Below are 16926 nucleotides of genomic sequence, written 5' to 3' on the forward strand. Positions count from 1 at the left end.
CATGATGACAACTTATGACGGCAGGTGATTGACCTGCCGCGTTTTACTTATTTTTGCAGCGCCTGGCTGAGATCGGCAATCAGGTCTTTCGGATCTTCAATCCCGACTGACAGACGGATAAGCTGCGGCACAATGCCGTTTGCCAGGCGTTGCTCCAGCGGAATCGAGGCGTGCGTCATGCTATAAGGCTGGCTCACCAGACTTTCCACACCGCCGAGGCTTTCCGCGAGGGTGAACAGCTTCAGGTTGCGAATCACCTCGGTGGCGCGTTGCGCATCGCCTTTTACCACGACGGAAATCATCCCACCGGGCAGGGCCATCTGCGTGCGGGCAAGCTGATATTGCGGATGCGATTCCAGGCCGGGATAGAACACTTTTTCGACCAGAGGGTGCTGATCCAGCCATTGCGCAATCGCCAGCGCGTTGGTGCTGTGCTTTTCTACCCTCAACGCAAGCGTGCGAATACCGCGCAGCGTCAGGAAGCTGCTGAACGGATCCAGTACGCCGCCTACCGCGTTTTGCAGATAGCCCAGCTTATCCGCCAGTTCCCTGTTGTCCCCGACAATCGCCAGCCCGGCCACCACGTCAGAGTGGCCGTTCAGGTATTTGGTGGCGGAGTGCACCACGATATCGAAACCCGACTCCAGCGGACGGTGGATCACCGGCGACGCGAAGGTGTTATCCGCCACGCTGATGACGTTATGACGGCGGGCGATCGCCGCAATGGCCGCCAGATCCGCCAGCTTCAGCAGCGGATTGGTTGGCGTTTCGACCCACACCATGCGGGTATCCGGGCGAATGGCGGCCTCGAGACCGGCTAAGTCGTCCGGTTTAACCCAGCTGACCTGCAGGCCGGTGCTGCGCTTGCGCACGTTTTCAATCAGGCGGTACGTCCCGCCGTAAACGTCATCAATGGCGACAATATGGCTGTCTTTGTCCAGCAGTTCGAGCACCGTGGAGATGGCCGCCAGACCGGAGGCGAAGGCGTAGCCGCGCGTGCCGCCTTCCAGTTCGGCGATGGCGGTTTCCAGCGCATGGCGTGTAGGGTTGCCGCTACGGGAATATTCATAGCCGGTATGCTCGCCGGGTGACGGTTGCGCAAACGTCGAGGTGGCGTAAATCGGCGGCATGACGGCGCCGTGCTGGTCGTTGAACTCGCCGCTGTGTACGCTCAGGGTAGCCAGGTTTTTCATCATCGATTCCTTTATTGCTGAAGACGGTTGCGCCAGGCGGTCAGAACGTCGCTGCGCGTAATCAGACCGAGAAAACGGTCGTTGTCATTAATCACGGCCACCAGACCGCGGTCGAAGATGGCGTTCAGGGCGCTTTCCGGGGCATGTTTATCAAGAAACTCCACCTGGCGCGTCATGGCTGCCGTCACCGGAAGCGCGAAGCGATCGCCGTCGCCGCCGATATGCCGCAGAAGATCCCACTCGTCGATAATACCCACCACCTTGCCGTTCTCCAGCACCGGCAGCTGGGAGATGTCATACAGGCGCATGCGTGCCAGTACGGTGGAAAGCGTGTCGTCCGGGGCGGCGGTAACGGTGGCGCCTTCATCGTGGCGCAGGGCGATGTAGTCAGAGAGATCGCCGGCCTGAGGGCGCGTGATGAGCCCTTGCTGACGCATCCAGTCGTCGTTGAACATCTTCGAGAGATACTTATTGCCGCTGTCGCAGGCGAAGGTCACCACGCGTTTCGGCGCGGTCTGCGCCTGGCAATATTTCAGCGCGGCCGCCAGCAGCGTGCCGCTGGAAGAGCCAGCCAGAATGCCTTCCGTTTTCAGCAGGTCGCGCGCGGTGGTGAAGGCCTCTCGGTCGGTGATGCGCCAGGCGTGATTCACCCCTTCAATGTGGGCCAGCGGCGGAATAAAGTCTTCGCCAATACCCTCAACCAGCCAGGAGCCCGCGTCGTGATAGCGTCCGGTTTCCACCTGGTCGGCCAGAACGGAACCGGCCGGGTCAGCCAGGACAAACTCCGTGTGCGGAGAGTGCTCGGCGAACCACGCCTGCAGGCCGCCCAGCGTACCGCCTGAGCCGACGCCCACCACGATGGCGTCGATCTGGCCGTCAAGCTGCTCGTACAGTTCCGGTGCCGTGGTGGTGCGGTGCGCCAGCGGGTTGGCCTCGTTATTGAACTGGTCGATGTAAAACGCGCCGGGCAGCTCGTTGGCCAGGCGCTGGGCGTAATCCTGGTAATAGGCGGGATGGCCCTTGTTGACGTCGGAGCGGGTCAGCACCACCTGGGCACCCAGCGCGCGCAGGTGGAAAATCTTCTCGCGGCTCATTTTGTCCGGCACCACCAGGATCAGCGAGTAGCCTTTCTGGGCGGCAATCAGGGCCAGGCCGAGACCGGTATTCCCCGCCGTCGCCTCAATAATCGTGCCGCCCGGCTGCAGCTGGCCGGTACGCTCCGCTTCGTTAATCATCGACAGCGCAACGCGATCCTTAATAGAGCCGCCCGGATTTTGGTTTTCCAGCTTCAGGAACAGCGAGCAGGGACCGGTATCAAGCTTATGCAGCTGTATCAGCGGGGTACGACCAATCAGTTCGGTGACGGAGTGATAAATCGTCATGATGTTTTCCTTTCTGGATGTAATGACGGGATGATAGGGCGGTGAAATTTTCTCAATAAAGAACCATTCACTGCCGTTTAGAACAGAAAGGAATATAAATGCCATTTCTGGATGGCAGGACAGCAAGACGTAAAGTTGTCTGGATGTGAGGATGGCTATATCGGGATAAAATGCTGCAAAAATGACCGTTTTTTGCGCCCGTCCGCCAGCGGATATGCATCCGGCAGATAATCATTGCTGAAATTGGTCTAAATGCTTCCCACCCGGTAGATCCGCTGTTTATTGCCGAAAGTTATAACACATTCTTTTTTGTTCATTTAAAAGCTGATAACGCCTGTTTACTATCGTTTGGACATCCATACTGCTAAACAGCCATGCGCGAAACGGATAAAGAATAATAATGATCGTACTCAGGAATATTTCGAAGGTTTTTGACAACGGAAAGGTCGCGCTGACTGCCGTTGATAACGTCAATTTGACGATAGAGCAGGGACAGATTTACGGGATTATCGGCTACAGCGGAGCCGGGAAAAGCACGCTGATTCGTCTGCTAAACGGCCTGGAAAAACCCAGCGCCGGAAGCGTGACCATTAACGGGCAGGATATCTCTGCGGCAAAGGGCGAAGCGCTGCGCCAGGCGCGCCTGAAAATCAGCATGGTGTTCCAGCACTTCAACCTGCTGTGGTCGCGCACGGTAAGCGAAAACATTGCTTTTTCCATGCAGATAGCCGGAGTACCTAAAGCAAAAATCACCGCTCGCGTCACGGAACTGGTGGAGTTGGTAGGGCTGAAGGGGCGCGAGAATGCGTACCCGTCCCAGCTGAGCGGCGGGCAAAAGCAGCGCGTGGGCATTGCGCGTGCTTTGGCTAACAGCCCTGACGTGCTGCTCTGCGATGAAGCCACGTCCGCGCTCGACCCGCAGACCACCGACCAGATCCTCGATTTGCTGCTGGATATTAACCGCCGCTTCAGGCTGACCATCGTGCTGATCACCCACGAGATGCACGTGGTGCGCAAAATCTGCGACCGCGTGGCGGTGATGGAGAACGGTAAAGTCGTGGAAGAGGGCGACGTGCTGAGCGTCTTTACCCATCCGCAGCAGCCGATTACGCAGCAGTTTGTCCGTCAGGTAAGCCAGTACGCTGAGGAAGAAACCTTCAATACCGAACTGGCAAACGATCTGGAAGGCACGGTCATCAGGCTGACCTTTACCGGGCACAGCACCCATAAGCCGATTGTGGGTGAACTGACCCTGCGCTACGGCCTGCCGTTTAACATCCTGCACGGGAAAATGACGCAAACCGCCCACGGCGTGTTTGGCCAGCTCTGGGTGCACGTGGTGGCATCCGATGAACAACTGAACAATATCCTCGCCGACCTGAAGCACAGCGATATTGAAGGCGAGGTGATTAAACATGGCTGAGAATCTCTTTCCGCATCTGAAGTGGGATCAGCTCTGGGCGGCGACGCTGGAGACGCTGTACATGACCGCGCTGTCCGGCGTGGCGACCTTTGTGCTGGGCATCGTGCTGGGGCTGGCGCTGTTTTTAACCGCGCGCGGCGGATTGTTTCACAACCGCACGGTTTACAGCGTGATTTCGATTGTGGTGAACGTGTTCCGCTCCATTCCGTTCATCATTTTGATTGTCCTGCTGATCCCGTTCACCAAGACCGTCGTCGGCACCATTCTTGGCGCCAACGCGGCGCTGCCGGCGCTGATTGTGGGCGCGGCACCGTTCTACGCACGCCTGGTGGAAATCGCCCTGCGTGAAGTGGATAAAGGCGTCATCGAAGCAACGCGCTCGATGGGCGCACGACTGAGCACGTTAGTGTTTTGGGTTTTACTGCCGGAATCATCACCCGCACTGGTATCGGGTATTACGGTGACGCTCATTGCGCTGGTGAGCTACAGCGCAATGGCGGGGGTGATTGGCGCCGGCGGTTTGGGAAATCTGGCTTATCTGGAAGGATTCCAGCGCAACCATGGTGACGTCACGCTGGTGGCAACGGTGACCATACTGATCATCGTTTTCATTATCCAGTTCTGCGGCGATGTCATTACTTCACTGTTAGATAAAAGATAATCTCTAATAACACACAGGAACCACATCATGAAAAAAACACTGACACTGATCGCCGCCGCAACCCTGAGCGCCCTGAGCTTCGCGTCCTGGGCTGACACCCTGACCGTGGGCGCATCCAACACGCCGCACGCCGAAATTCTGGAGCAGGCAAAGCCAATTCTGGCAAAGCAGGGTATTGACCTGGAGATCAAACCGTTCCAGGACTACATTCTGCCGAACACCGCGCTGGCGGGTCATGACATCGACGCGAACTATTTCCAGCACATTCCTTACCTGAACAGCGTGCTGAAGGATCATGCGGGCGATAAGGACTACGATTTTGTCAGTGCGGGCGCGATCCACATTGAGCCAATCGGCATCTACTCCAAAAAATACAAGTCGCTGAAAGACCTGCCGGAAGGTGGCAAGATCATCATGCGTGACGCGGTTTCTGAAGAGGGTCGTATTCTTTCCATCTTCGAGAAAGAGGGCGTGATCAAGCTGAAGCCGGGCATCGATAAAGTGACCGCGCGCATCAGCGACATCGTCGAGAACCCGAAAAAGCTGAAGTTCACGCCGAACGTGGAAGCGTCTCTGCTGCCGCAGATGTACAACAACAACGAAGGCGATGCGGTGGTGATTAACGCCAACTACGCGATTGACGCGGGTCTGGATCCGGTTCACGACCCGATTGCGGTAGAGAGCGGTGAAAACAACCCGTACGCCAACATCATTACCGTGCATCGCGGCGACGAGAAGAAGAAAGATATCGTTGCGCTGGTGAACGTGCTGCACTCGAAAGAGATTCAGGACTGGATCCGCACCAGGTACAAAGGCGCGGTCATCCCAGTAAACAACTAAATTACTGATTTTACAGATGAAGCCCGGCGAGTCTCTCGTCGGGCCAGTATTTTGTATCCGGCAGGAGAATCATTTAAGCTCAACGTTTAACAGGCAATGGAGTGATGACGATGGGTAACGTGACCAAAGATGATGCGTTGTACCAGGAGATGTGCCGGGTGGTCGGAAAGGTGGTGCTTGAGATGCGTGATTTAGGGCAGGAGCCAAAGCATATTGTCATTGCCGGAGTCCTGCGTACCGCGCTGGCGAACCAGCGCGTGAAACGCAGTGAACTGACAACCGAAGCGATGGAAACGGTGGTTAAAGCGCTGGCCGGGTAATGCGCCAGCGTTTCGCAAGCTGTTCGAGCGAGCAGCAGAGCAGGTAGTAGACCACGCCCGTAAAGATAAAAATGGCTGCCGGGTAGATTTGCACCCGGTTGTTGACCTGTCCCGCCACCGTGGTCAGCTCCGGTACGTTCACGATAAACGCCAGCGACGTATCCTTCAGCAGGCTGATAAAAATCCCCACCAGCGACGGCAGAATATTCCTCAGCGCCTGCGGCAGCAGCACGCGCAGGAGTGTTTGCTGCGTGCTGAATCCCTGTGACAGTGCGGCCTCGTACTGCCCGGACGGTAGCGCGTTAAGCCCGGCCAGTACCGAGTGCATTACGGTTGCCGCGGTAAACCAGGCCAGGGCCAGCGTGACGGTCAACGCTCCCGGCAGATCGCCCCCGGTCATAAGCGGCAGAAGATACCACATCCAGAAAATTACGAAGATGAGCGGGATACCGCGAATCAGCTCTGCCCATAAAAAGAGGACCTTTCGCACGAGCCCGGTAAAGCGCCAGGCCAGACATGCGAGCACTATCCCTCCGGGCAGAGCGATAACGGCGGCCCCGGCAGCCATCATTAACGACAGCAATACTCCCCCCGGTTCACCCGTTGCCGCGCGTCCCCACAGCAGATAGTCGAGGTTATCGGTGATGACGTTAAGTCCGGCAATCATGTTTTTCACTCCGAGTGGCGGCGGCGCCTGGGCGTTTACGTTTCGCGTCAGGTCCGATGCGAACCAGCACCATCCCCATGACCAGGCCGGTCAGCAGATAGAGCGCGGTTCCGAGGGTAAACGCCTCCAGCGCGTGCGCGTTATAGCTCTCGATCTGCCTGACCTGATAGGTCAGCTCGGCGAAGCCAATCCCGCTGGCGAGCGAGGAGAGCTTCATCAGATTAAGATACTGCCCCACAACGGGCTGCCAGGCGTTGGCCAGCCCCTGCGGCAGAAGGATGTAACGAAACAGACGCCACGCGGAGAATCCCTGCGCGAGCGCCGCCTCCCGCTGTCCGGCAGGCACGGAACGTAAGCCCGATTCCACCTCTTCGATTAAAAACGCCGAGGTAAAGACGCCCAACCCCCAGGCAGAACATAAAAATTCGGGCGTAAACCACCAGACGTTACCAGGTAGAATTGACCAGCTGTGATCCGCGTTCACCGCGTCGCGGAACGCCTGCGGTAGCCCGTTCCAGGCGGCAAAATACCAGAACAGCAGTTGCAACAGCAGCGGCGTATTGCGAAACAGCGACACCCAACTGCTGACGACCGCGTTCCCGGGGCGTCCGCCGGAAAGGCGCAGGAGCATAAAAAACAGTGCGAGCAGGCTGGCCAGCAGCATCCCGGCAAGCGTTACCCACAGGGTGGTGAGGAATCCGGAGAGTATCCACTGCAGAGGCTGTCCGGTCAGTACCCCCTGCCAGTCGAGCGCGGGCATTACAGATGCTCCTGATGCAGCGGGTTGAGCACCTTCTGCAGGAACCGCTGCGCGCGCGGATGCGACGGCTGGCTGAAAAACTGCGCCGGCGGCGCGGTTTCCAGAATTTGCCCGCCGTCGATAAAGACAATCCGGTCGGCAATTTCCCGGGCAAACTGCATCTCGTGGGTCACCACGATCATCGTGATCCCGCTGTGGGCGAGGGCTTTCATCACGTACAGCACTTCACCAATCATCTCCGGATCCAGCGCGGAGGTGGGTTCATCGAACAGAATGATTTGCGGTGAGGAGGCCAGGGCGCGGGCAATCGCGACGCGCTGCTGCTGTCCACCGGAAAGTTCTGCCGGGAAATGGTGGGCTTTTTCCAGCATCCCGACCTTCTCCAGCAGGGCCAGCGCGCGCTCCCGGGCAGGCTGCGGCTTCCATCCGTGAACCTGCTCCAGCGCCAGGGTGATGTTCTGGCTGGCGGTGAGGTGGGCGTAAAGATTGAACTGCTGGAACACAAACCCCACGCGGCTGCGCAGCTGGCGCAGCCCGGTACCGGAGAGCTTTGCGGTAGGCTTGTTGTCGACCAGAATCTCTCCGCCGCTCAGGGTTTCAAGCTGGTTGATGAGACGGATCAGGGTGGATTTACCGGAACCTGAAGGGCCGAGGATGGCGACCACTTCACCGGGCGTGATGGTGAGGTTAATGTCGTTTAAAACCTGATGGTCACCGTAGCGTTTGTCCACGTGACGAAACTCGACGCTGGCCTGTTCCAGATGTGAAAAATCCGCGGCACCGGCCGCGGAGTGTGAAAATAAACCTGAGAGCATAATTATCTGGCTTCTATTTTAAAGGCGCGAGGCTGTGGGGAAGGCGTGTTTGGGCCAAACCAGACATCGTAGATTTTTGCTGCCTGACCGTTCTTCTCGAGGTTAACCAGCTCGTCGTTAACGGCCTTCAGCAGCGCCGTTTCGCCTTTTTTCACCCCAACGCCAATCTCTTCTTTGCTGAGCAGGTCGGGCAGGATTTTAAAGTTCGCTTTATCCGGCGCCTGCGCCAGCAGACCGGCCAGAATGGTGCTGTCCTGGGTGATGGCCTGTAAGTTACCGTTGCGCAGTGCCGTCAGCGCCAGCGGAATATCGTCATAAGAGAGCACGCGTGACTGCGGGAAACGCTGGTGAAGCGCCTGCTCGCCCGTCGTTCCTTTGACCGCGCCAATACGCGCCCGGCTATAGTCATCAAGCTTGTCCGGTGATTTAGCCGGCACGAGGAACTGCTGGCCGGTGACAAAGTAAGGCGTCGAGAAATCAATCACCTGCGCGCGTTCCGCGGTGATAGTGATATCCGCCACGATCAGATCGGCTTTTCCGGACTGCAGCAGCGGAATACGGTTAGCCGGATTGGTGGCAACCAGTTCAAGCTTCACGCCGAGCGATTTTGCCAGCGCTTTGGCGAAGTCCACGTCATAACCGACGATCTCGTGCGTTTTGGCATCAATAGAGCCAAACGGCGGGTTGGCGTCAAACGTGGCCACTTTCACCACCCCTGCGGCCTTAATATCCGCCAGCTGATCGGCCTGTGCCTGCGCTGAAAGCAGGCTGCCCGACGCCAGTAATCCCAGAACCAGTGTCCGTTTTGTAAACCCTTTCATGTTTGCTGCCATAGTCATTCGCCATCTCGTTGTTTTTGTTTTACCCCTCTACGCTCCCATAAGCGAAAGCTATCGCCAAATAAGAAATCGTTCTTTGCTATGAGCAAAAAAGCATTAGTGAACAAGGTGTTAATGAAGAGTGAAAAGAACGGGAGGCTATTTGCAAATCCTGCACATCGACAGTGGATTTTGGTATTTCCCCCGCGCGGCATTTGAGTGCTTAACTGAGATCAGACACGGCGAGAGAGGGTAAGACGATGAAAAAATGGATCAGCACGTTACGGCGGTTTTTTGCGACCCGACCAGTGAATGCGGAGAACAGCGCGCAACGTGTTCTTGAGTCAATACTGCCTGTCGCCAGCCTGTATGGCGTCGACGTCGCCAACATTGACCCGGAGTGGTTCCATGATAAAACGTCACGCTGAACTGCGCCGCACGCGCGAAACGTACTGGAACGAGGTGTGCGTGACGTGTAACGAGTGAAATAAAAAAGCACCGGCTTCCCGGTGCTTTTTTATTAGATCTTGCAGGCGTCGCCGCAGTCGTCGTCGGCGACAATCGCTTGTGCTTTTTTGTCTGCATCGTCCAGACGTTCCGCATTACGCTCTTCGGCTTCATCCAGACCGTTAAAGACTAAGTTATCGAGATCAATTTCCATGTGGCACCTGCTCTGTTCAGTTTTTGATACTGGCACAGTATAGGGCAAAAAAAGCCAGCAATGTACCTCGCAGCACATAAGGATAATCCCTGCCATACTCAGTGCTTTATCGCTGAGGAGAGCACATGATTACACTCTGTAAAACCTGCGGAACCGCCTACGATGCCCGCCCGGACAGATGCCCAATTTGCGAGGATGAACGCCAGTACGTGCCCGCCACGGGCCAGGCATGGACCGATCTCGACACCGTCACCGCCACGCATAGCAATAAATGGCAGCAGCTGGAGCCGCGGCTGTTTGGGATCAAAACGGTGCCCGCGTTTGCGATAAACCAGCGGGCGCTGTTCCTGCAAACGCCCCACGGGAATATCCTCTGGGACTGCATCGCCAACCTCGACCCCGCAACCAAAGCGCTCGTTACCGCCCTCGGCGGCATCAGCGCGATTGCTATTTCACATCCGCACTATTACACCACCATGCTGGAGTGGGCTGCGGCGTTTGATGCGCCGGTGTATCTGCACGCCAGCGACAAAGAGTGGGTCATGCGCGACAGCCCGGCCATTCATTTCTGGGAGGGGGATGCGCTGGATATTTTCCCGTCGGTCACCCTGCTGCGTCTGGGAGGGCATTTTACCGGTGGAACGGTGCTGCACTGGCAGGAGGGGGGCGGGGTATTGCTGGTGGGCGATATTCTGCAGGTCACGCCGGGTAAAGACGCCGTCTCGTTTATGTGGAGCTATCCGAATTATCTTCCGCTGCCGGCCCGCACCGTGGCGTCGGTGGTGAGTCATCTCGAAGGCAAAACCTTTGAACGTCTTTACGGCGCGTTTGAAGGGCAGAACATCCAGGCCAGTGCGGACGAGATTGTGCAGCGGTCGGGCCAGAAATATATTGCTTGTCTGAAGTAAACCACGATGGGTAAACTTTACGAGTGTGATCTCGATCATGCCTAAACTAAAACAGATAAAAGAGACATTGCTATGCAACATATCATTGAAGGTTTTCTCAGCTTTCAAAAAGAGATTTTCCCGCAACGTAAAGAACTCTTCCGCAGTTTAGCGTCCAGCCAGAATCCCAAAGCGCTGTTCATCTCATGCTCCGACAGCCGTCTGGTCCCGGAACTGGTCACCCAGCAAGAGCCAGGACAACTCTTTGTCATTCGTAATGCTGGCAACATCGTACCGCCTTTCGGGCCGGAGCCTGGCGGCGTGTCCGCCACTATCGAATACGCCGTGGTGGCGCTGGGCGTCACGGATATCGTGATTTGCGGTCACTCCAACTGTGGCGCGATGAAGGCGATTGCCGATAACGCGAACCTGGAGCCGATGCCTGCTGTGTCACACTGGCTGCGCTATTCAGACGCGGCGAAAGCCGTGGTTGAGAAGAAAACCTGGGATAAGCCGATCGATAAGGTCAATGCGATGGTGCAGGAGAACGTGTTTGCGCAGCTGAGCAACATTAAGACCCACCCGTCCGTCGCGGTGGGCCTGCGTAATAACTCCATCCGACTGCACGGCTGGGTGTACGACATTGAAAGCGGCAAAATTCTTGCCCTGGATAAAGCGACGAAAACCTTCGTTTCGCTGTCTGAAAATCCGGAAGTCTTCTTCGAGTAATCCGCGACAGCAGGGCATGGAAGCCCTGTCAGTTCTCGATATACGGTAATCTGCGCCGCGATCGAGACGCGGGTTTTTCCGCCGCCTTCGCCATTGCTTCCGCAATCTCTGCACACTCAGCCAGCCCCTGAACGAAGGGACGATCGTGCATCAGCCACGGTATCGCGCCGAAGGCAATGCGCCCGCGAACGGCGTCAGGCGCATTTAAGGTGTAATCCTCACCGACGTCCGGTATCTCTTCGCCCGTGGCTTCCAGCTGTTTGCGCAGCGTCGGAAAGGGCAGATCCTTCGTTTTGAGCGGCTTCTGCCCGCGCGCATCAATAAACACGTCGAAACGGTAAACGGTCTCTTGTGTAGTGATTACCGTTCGATCGCTGCCAATATCCAGCGCGTAATCGTCGCCGAGCGTCGCCACGCTAATGATGCCGGCTTCGCGAAGCGCGAGCAGCCTGCGGATAGACTGCGGAGGGATGGCCGCATAGTTGTCGATGAATACGCGGGCGAGGCCTTGCTTAAAGCGCTCTCTGTCCCGTTCGTTGAGGTGGGGAACAATCTCCTGAACCACCTCATGCAGCCGAAGCACGGTATAGCGCCAGGCTACGGTGCGCCGCTCGCGTTTGTTCCGCTCAACCTCGTTGAGATTCTCCTCTGCCCAGGTAAAGGGGCCGTGCCGTTTACGATCCTCAAACCAGGCCTCACGAATGCTGTCCGCATTCTGCTTATGCAGGGATATTTTCTCACACCACGTCGGGTCAGCCAGCTGAAGCTCTTTGACCATCAGGGTAAATATACGGTCGAGCAGGCCATCCGATCCTTGGGCAATCTCGCTTTCAGCCGCGCCTTCGGTCAATACCGACAGCGGTTCGTAAGGAATAGGGCAGTAAAAATCGGCTTCCGGCAGAATACCCGTTCGGGACATCAGGACAATCTTCAACGCGTCGCTGCCTTTATCCAGCACGAATTTATCATCACGAAATTCACCGTGCTGCATCACCACCGCCATGGCCGCGTCGAGACCGCTTAACGATGTCCCAATGATACCGACGCGGCAGGGAGGGATACTGGCGTCCATCAGACCGGACCACGGGCTTGGGAAGAACGTGCGCGTGGATTCGTCCTCGTCTGGCCAGACGTGGCCGGTGGCGATAACCGCAAGGTCGAATTGTTCAGGCAAGACGCTGCCGTTGACGGAAAGCGTAACGCCGGTTGTCGCGGGAATGATGTCTGTGACCTTCGCAGATTCATGGACATCAACGTTGAATCCCAGCCTTTTTGCCTCTTTTACGATGGAAAGAAAGCTGTCGCGGAAATATTGACCCAGCAGAAGCCGCGGCAGGAACTGCCGGTCATGCAGGCGGGTTTTATCAACCTTAAAGCGCGCAATATGGGCGTCACTCTGTTCCTTGAGCCAGTCGAGGTAGGTGATAAAAATGGGCGGGATTTCAATGCTCGCAATGTTCGCCAGCATTAGCCGGGAATTATCGTCGTCGTTATAGGGCATACCCACGCCAGCGTCTTCGGATTGTTCGAAAACGGAAATGGAGAGCGGCGTGCTGTTCTTGAGGAGGTGATAAAAGGTGTAAATCCCTGTGGGGCCGGAGCCGATAATCGCGATCTTCTTCATCAACACGTTTCCTGTGTTTTTTTCCATAAGAAAAGCGTAGCAGGAGAATAATGATGAAAATAAGGGATTAGGATAATTCAGGATATCAGAAGAGGATTTGCACCATTTCAGGACTGAAATGGTGCGTCCGAGTGGACTCGAACCACCGACCCCCACCATGTCAAGGTGGTGCTCTAACCAACTGAGCTACGGACGCAGAATGGTGCGTTCAATTGGACTCGAACCAACGACCCCCACCATGTCAAGGTGGTGCTCTAACCAACTGAGCTATGAACGCAACGTGTTGTCGGTGACAACGGGGACGAATATTAGCGGCACAGCACCGAGGTGGCAAGAGGGAAAATGCAATTTTCTCTCTGATTTCACGCGATTGCTGTATTACCGCGCAAAGTGAAGAGAAAGTAGCCGCCGGGTGGCGGCTACTGCGTATTTAACGGGCAGCGCGTTGCAAAATGATCGTTGATGGCTGGCGCTGCAGGAAGCGCATTCGCATCATCATCATAATCGCCGCCGACGTCAGGCCGATGATAAAGCCCATCCAGAACCCTGCCGGCCCCATGCGCTCAACCACTAAGTCCGTCAGGGCCAGAATATAGCCACACGGCAGACCCAGCACCCAGTAGGCGATGAAGGTGATAAAGAAGATGGAGCGCGTGTCTTTATATCCACGCAGCACGCCGCTGCCAATCACCTGGATGGAGTCAGAGATCTGGTAAATCGCGGCCAGCAGCATCAGGTGCGATGCCAGCGTGACCACTTCCGGGTTGTCGTTATAGAGCAGGGCAATCTGCTCGCGTAATGCAACGGTAAAGAGCGCCGTACAGACAGCCATGCAGACGCCGACGCCCAGCCCGGTCCGGGCGGCCGTTTGCGCATCCAGCGTTGAGCCCTGGCCCAGGCGGAAGCCGACGCGAATCGTCACCGCCGCCGCCAGCGACATCGGTAGGACGAACATCAGGGAGCTGAAGTTCAGCGCAATCTGGTGCCCGGCCACGTTCACAATGCCCAGCGGGGAGACCAGCAGGGCAACCACGGCAAACAGGGTCACCTCAAAGAACAGGGCGAGGGCGATCGGTAACCCTAACTGCACCAGACGCGTCATGATGTTCCAGTCCGGCGTGCTAAATCTTTTCTCGTTACGAATGTCGCGCATGGAGCGGGCGCGTTTTACAAAGGCGATCATGGAGAAGAACATCACCCAGTAAACGGCTGCCGTCGCCACGCCGCACCCGACGCCGCCGAGCTCCGGCATCCCGAAATGACCGTAAATAAAGACATAGTTCACCGGAATGTTGACCAGCAGGCCGATAAAGCCCATCACCATCCCGGGCTTGGTTTTCGCCAGGCCCTCACACTGGTTACGCGCCACCTGGAAAAAGAGGTAGCCGGGCGCACCCCAGAGCAGGGCGCGCAGATAGCCCACGGCTTTATCAGCCAGTGCCGGGTCAATGTTATGCATAGCGCGAATGATGTGGCCCGCGTTCCAGAGCACGACCATGATCAGCAGGGAAACAAACCCTGCCAGCCAGAAACCCTGACGAACCTGATGGGCAATGCGCTCGCGACGACCCGAGCCATTGAGCTGAGCGATAACCGGCGTGAGCGCGAGCAGCAGACCGTGGCCGAACAGGATGGCCGGAAGCCAGATTGACGTGCCGATAGCCACGGCCGCCATATCGGTGGCGCTGTAGCCACCTGCCATTACCGTATCCACAAATCCCATTGCGGTCTGGGCCACTTGCGCGACGATCACTGGTATAGCCAGTGCCAATAGCTGGCGCGCTTCATTCATGTACTTCTGCACGTGAACACCTTTATTTTGTAGTTATTTGAGAGACTAAAAAAGCCGCCGAAACGGGCAGCAAGAAGAAAATGCAGGGGGGTGCCAGCTATTGTAGCGGGCTTTAGCTATTTATCTAGTGAAAAAATCGCCAGAAAATGCGCTCCGCTGGCAACCTCTTTTTCCAACTGTTATTGTGGTGGGATTAAACGGTGTCACCACCGTCCGGAAAAAACAGGAGTTGTAAGCATGTTTACTGGTATTGTGCAGGGCACCGCCAAAGTGGTGTCCATTGATGAAAAACCTAATTTCCGTACTCATGTTGTTGAGCTGCCGGAATATATGCTTGAGGGTATTGAAACCGGCGCGTCGATTGCTCACAACGGCTGCTGCCTGACCGTTACCGAAATTAACGGCAACCAGATTAGCTTTGATTTAATGAAAGAGACGCTGCGCATCACCAACCTGGGCGAACTGGCGGTAGGTGATACCGTTAACGTTGAGCGGGCGGCGAAGTTTAGCGATGAGATTGGCGGCCACCTGATGTCCGGGCACATCATGACCACCGCCGAAGTGGCAAAAATCGTGACCTCGGAAAATAACCGTCAAATCTGGTTTAAAATGCAGGATCCTTCATTAATGAAATACATCCTCTATAAAGGATTTATTGGCATCGATGGGATTAGCCTGACGGTGGGTGAAGTAACGCCAACGCGTTTTTGCGTGCATTTAATTCCTGAAACGCTGCAGCGCACCACGCTGGGTGCCAAAAAACTGGGGCACCGCGTGAATATTGAAATCGATCCGCAAACCCAGGCGGTGGTGGATACGGTTGAGCGCGTGCTGGCAGCAAAAGAAGCGGCAATAATAAAGACCGCCGCAGAAGAAGAATAAAAAATAACCCCGGGCATCCGGGGTTATTTTTTTAGCGTGCGACACGTAGTCCGTGTTCAATCCCACGGCTGAATACCACCTGCCAGAGCTGAATATCCCGTGCGCGAAACGCCCCCGCGCAGGCATTCAGATAATAGCTAAACATCCGCCTGAATCGTTCAGAATAGTTGTCCGCAATCTCAGGCCAGGTCTCCTGAAAACGCGCATGCCATGCCATCAACGTGGTGTCGTAATCCGCGCCAAAGTTATGCCAGTCTTCCATCACGAAATGGGGTTCACTGGCGTTGGCAATCTGGCGGACGGAAGGCAAACAGCCATTCGGAAAGATGTATTTGTTGATCCACGGGTCGACGTTATTGTCGGTTCGCTTAGAGCCGATGGTGTGCAGCAGGAAGATGCCGTCCAGTTTCAGATTCCGATCCACCACCTCAAAATAGGTAGCGTAGTTTTTCGGCCCTACGTGCTCGAACATGCCGACGGAGACGATCCGGTCAAACTGCTCGTTCAGGTCACGGTAATCCTGCAGCCGGATATCCACGTCAAGACCCTCACAGCGCTCCCGCGCCATTTTTTGCTGTTCCGCTGAGATCGTCACGCCGACCACGCTGACGCCATAGTGTTTCGCCATAAAATACGCCAGCCCGCCCCAGCCGCAGCCGATATCCAGCACGCACATGCCGGGCTGTAGCTGCAGCTTTTCGCTGATCAGACGCAGCTTGGCCTGCTGGGCCTCTTCAAGCGTCGACGCGTCTTTCCAGTAGGCGCAGGAGTATTGCATGAAAGGGTCCAGCATACGGCTGAACAGGTCGTTGCCCAGATCGTAGTGTTCTTTGCCAACGATCCACGCGCGTTTTTTACTTTGCAGATTAAACAGTCGGGCAGAGGCGACACGCAAAGTGTCTTTCAGATTGCGAGGGAGTTGATTTTCAAGACCGGCACGCAGCACGCTGGCGAAAAAGGTATCCAGACGTTCGCACTCCCACCAGCCGTCCATATAGCTTTCTCCCAGGCCTAACGATCCCTCTCGCAGCACGCGTTTAAAAAAGTCGGGATGTTTAACCTGAGGATCGGATGGCGATGATCCATTGATAGTGATGCCTGCTCGACCTAACAGTTCACTGACGATCCGGGACCAGTTGTCGTCCGGAACGCTGACTTCTTCTATACACGATGAACTCATAGCTTCTCCATCACCCTACTGTGATCAGAACCTTAAAACAGCGTAGACGCTTTTTTTGGTTTGTGAGAAATCTCACGGTAAATACCGCGAGGCTAATATCCGACGTAGAACAGAGGAAGGGAGATAACCCTTGCCGAAATGCCTTCCATGGTAAAACGGGAGCACTCCGGCTCCCGTTAACACTTAATATTTATCGTATTTAATCGAACCAAATTTAGTATAGGCCTCAAAATTTGGTGATTCAACAGAAAATTCTTAGCAACCTAATCACTGAAAATTAACATAGTTTCTG

At 56.0% G+C, this 16926-nt stretch carries 18 protein-coding genes and 2 tRNA genes; 8 read left to right on the forward strand and 12 right to left on the reverse strand.

Features of this window, described 5'->3' with window-relative positions; translation table 11 throughout:
* Positions 1 to 47: 47 nt before the first annotated feature.
* Both ACMWLG_RS02885 and ACMWLG_RS02890 read right to left on the reverse strand, forming a co-directional pair.
* The gene (locus ACMWLG_RS02885) at positions 48 to 1193 is read right to left on the reverse strand and encodes a trans-sulfuration enzyme family protein (protein WP_045401427.1); all 1146 of its coding nucleotides are present in this window, start codon (positions 1191 to 1193) and stop codon (positions 48 to 50) included.
* Positions 1194 to 1204: 11 nt separating this feature from the next.
* Positions 1205 to 2575, reverse strand: a complete 1371-nt coding sequence (locus tag ACMWLG_RS02890) for a pyridoxal-phosphate dependent enzyme (RefSeq protein ID WP_045401424.1) — start codon at positions 2573 to 2575, stop codon at positions 1205 to 1207.
* A gap of 400 nt (positions 2576 to 2975) precedes the next feature.
* Here ACMWLG_RS02890 and ACMWLG_RS02895 point away from each other — a divergent pair, with 400 nt between their 5' ends.
* The 4 genes from ACMWLG_RS02895 to fumD all read left to right on the forward strand — a co-directional run bounded on the left by ACMWLG_RS02895 (position 2976) and on the right by fumD (position 5819).
* Positions 2976 to 3998 carry a methionine ABC transporter ATP-binding protein gene (locus ACMWLG_RS02895; RefSeq protein WP_045401420.1) on the forward strand — a complete coding sequence of 341 codons (1023 nt, stop codon included), beginning with the start codon at positions 2976 to 2978 and terminating at the stop codon, positions 3996 to 3998.
* Positions 3991 to 4659 carry a methionine ABC transporter permease gene (locus tag ACMWLG_RS02900; protein ID WP_414762949.1) on the forward strand — a complete coding sequence of 223 codons (669 nt, stop codon included), beginning with the start codon at positions 3991 to 3993 and terminating at the stop codon, positions 4657 to 4659. The genes ACMWLG_RS02895 and ACMWLG_RS02900 overlap by 8 nt, the downstream gene beginning before the upstream one ends.
* 27 nt (positions 4660 to 4686) lie before the next feature.
* The gene (locus ACMWLG_RS02905) at positions 4687 to 5499 is read left to right on the forward strand and encodes a MetQ/NlpA family ABC transporter substrate-binding protein (protein ID WP_045401416.1); all 813 of its coding nucleotides are present in this window, start codon (positions 4687 to 4689) and stop codon (positions 5497 to 5499) included.
* A 110-nt stretch (positions 5500 to 5609) separates the two neighbouring features.
* The gene (gene fumD, locus ACMWLG_RS02910; RefSeq protein ID WP_045401410.1) at positions 5610 to 5819 is read left to right on the forward strand and encodes a fumarate hydratase FumD; all 210 of its coding nucleotides are present in this window, start codon (positions 5610 to 5612) and stop codon (positions 5817 to 5819) included.
* Here fumD and ACMWLG_RS02915 read toward each other — a convergent pair.
* From ACMWLG_RS02915 to ACMWLG_RS02930, 4 genes are read right to left on the reverse strand one after another with little or no spacing between them, the layout of a single operon-like run.
* Positions 5800 to 6486, reverse strand: coding sequence for an amino acid ABC transporter permease (locus ACMWLG_RS02915; RefSeq protein ID WP_045401407.1), 687 nt, complete (start codon positions 6484 to 6486; stop codon positions 5800 to 5802). The genes fumD and ACMWLG_RS02915 overlap by 20 nt on opposite strands.
* A complete protein-coding gene (locus ACMWLG_RS02920; RefSeq protein ID WP_045401405.1) occupies positions 6470 to 7246 on the reverse strand; it encodes an amino acid ABC transporter permease in 777 nt (258 codons plus the stop codon). Before ACMWLG_RS02920 ends, ACMWLG_RS02915 begins: the two co-directional genes overlap by 17 nt.
* Positions 7246 to 8061 (reverse strand): amino acid ABC transporter ATP-binding protein, encoded by an 816-nt coding sequence (locus ACMWLG_RS02925; protein ID WP_045401402.1) that lies wholly within the window; start codon positions 8059 to 8061, stop codon positions 7246 to 7248. Before ACMWLG_RS02925 ends, ACMWLG_RS02920 begins: the two co-directional genes overlap by 1 nt.
* A 2-nt stretch (positions 8062 to 8063) precedes the next feature.
* Positions 8064 to 8894: an ABC transporter substrate-binding protein gene (locus ACMWLG_RS02930; protein WP_162467373.1), complete on the reverse strand. Its 831-nt coding sequence runs from the start codon at positions 8892 to 8894 to the stop codon at positions 8064 to 8066.
* Positions 8895 to 9139: 245 nt separating this feature from the next.
* Between ACMWLG_RS02930 and ACMWLG_RS02935 the strand changes: the two genes are divergently transcribed.
* Entirely contained in the window at positions 9140 to 9307 is a 168-nt protein-coding gene (locus ACMWLG_RS02935) for a hypothetical protein (RefSeq protein WP_014831607.1), read from the forward strand.
* A 92-nt stretch (positions 9308 to 9399) separates the two neighbouring features.
* On the opposite strand, the gene ACMWLG_RS02940 is transcribed toward ACMWLG_RS02935, so the two are convergent.
* The gene (locus tag ACMWLG_RS02940) at positions 9400 to 9540 is read right to left on the reverse strand and encodes a hypothetical protein (protein ID WP_003857665.1); all 141 of its coding nucleotides are present in this window, start codon (positions 9538 to 9540) and stop codon (positions 9400 to 9402) included.
* Between the two features lie 125 nt (positions 9541 to 9665).
* Here ACMWLG_RS02940 and ACMWLG_RS02945 point away from each other — a divergent pair, with 125 nt between their 5' ends.
* Both ACMWLG_RS02945 and ACMWLG_RS02950 read left to right on the forward strand, forming a co-directional pair.
* Positions 9666 to 10448, forward strand: a complete 783-nt coding sequence (locus ACMWLG_RS02945; protein ID WP_045401400.1) for an MBL fold metallo-hydrolase — start codon at positions 9666 to 9668, stop codon at positions 10446 to 10448.
* A gap of 72 nt (positions 10449 to 10520) precedes the next feature.
* Entirely contained in the window at positions 10521 to 11156 is a 636-nt protein-coding gene (locus ACMWLG_RS02950; RefSeq protein WP_023311344.1) for a carbonic anhydrase, read from the forward strand.
* Positions 11157 to 11184: 28 nt separating this feature from the next.
* Here the strand turns inward: ACMWLG_RS02950 and ACMWLG_RS02955 are convergent, their stop codons facing one another.
* From ACMWLG_RS02955 to mdtK, 4 genes are all read right to left on the reverse strand, one after another.
* Positions 11185 to 12780, reverse strand: a complete 1596-nt coding sequence (locus tag ACMWLG_RS02955) for an FAD-NAD(P)-binding protein (RefSeq protein WP_045619804.1) — start codon at positions 12778 to 12780, stop codon at positions 11185 to 11187.
* Positions 12781 to 12899: 119 nt separating this feature from the next.
* Positions 12900 to 12976 (reverse strand) — tRNA-Val (locus tag ACMWLG_RS02960).
* Between the two features lie 4 nt (positions 12977 to 12980).
* A tRNA-Val gene (locus ACMWLG_RS02965) sits at positions 12981 to 13057 on the reverse strand.
* Between the two features lie 153 nt (positions 13058 to 13210).
* Complete coding sequence (gene mdtK, locus ACMWLG_RS02970; protein WP_045401396.1) at positions 13211 to 14584, reverse strand: MdtK family multidrug efflux MATE transporter; 1374 nt, start codon at positions 14582 to 14584, stop codon at positions 13211 to 13213.
* Positions 14585 to 14809: 225 nt separating this feature from the next.
* On the opposite strand from mdtK, the gene ACMWLG_RS02975 reads away from it, so the two are divergent.
* Entirely contained in the window at positions 14810 to 15454 is a 645-nt protein-coding gene (locus ACMWLG_RS02975) for a riboflavin synthase (RefSeq protein WP_023311347.1), read from the forward strand.
* Positions 15455 to 15485: 31 nt separating this feature from the next.
* Here the strand turns inward: ACMWLG_RS02975 and cfa are convergent, their stop codons facing one another.
* Positions 15486 to 16634, reverse strand: coding sequence for a cyclopropane fatty acyl phospholipid synthase (cfa, locus tag ACMWLG_RS02980; RefSeq protein WP_045401393.1), 1149 nt, complete (start codon positions 16632 to 16634; stop codon positions 15486 to 15488).
* Positions 16635 to 16926 lie beyond the last annotated feature (292 nt).

It is taken from the genome of Enterobacter sp. 01-M-02-SI-ECC, assembly GCF_047530595.1.
Taxonomy (GTDB): domain Bacteria; phylum Pseudomonadota; class Gammaproteobacteria; order Enterobacterales; family Enterobacteriaceae; genus Enterobacter; species Enterobacter cloacae_M.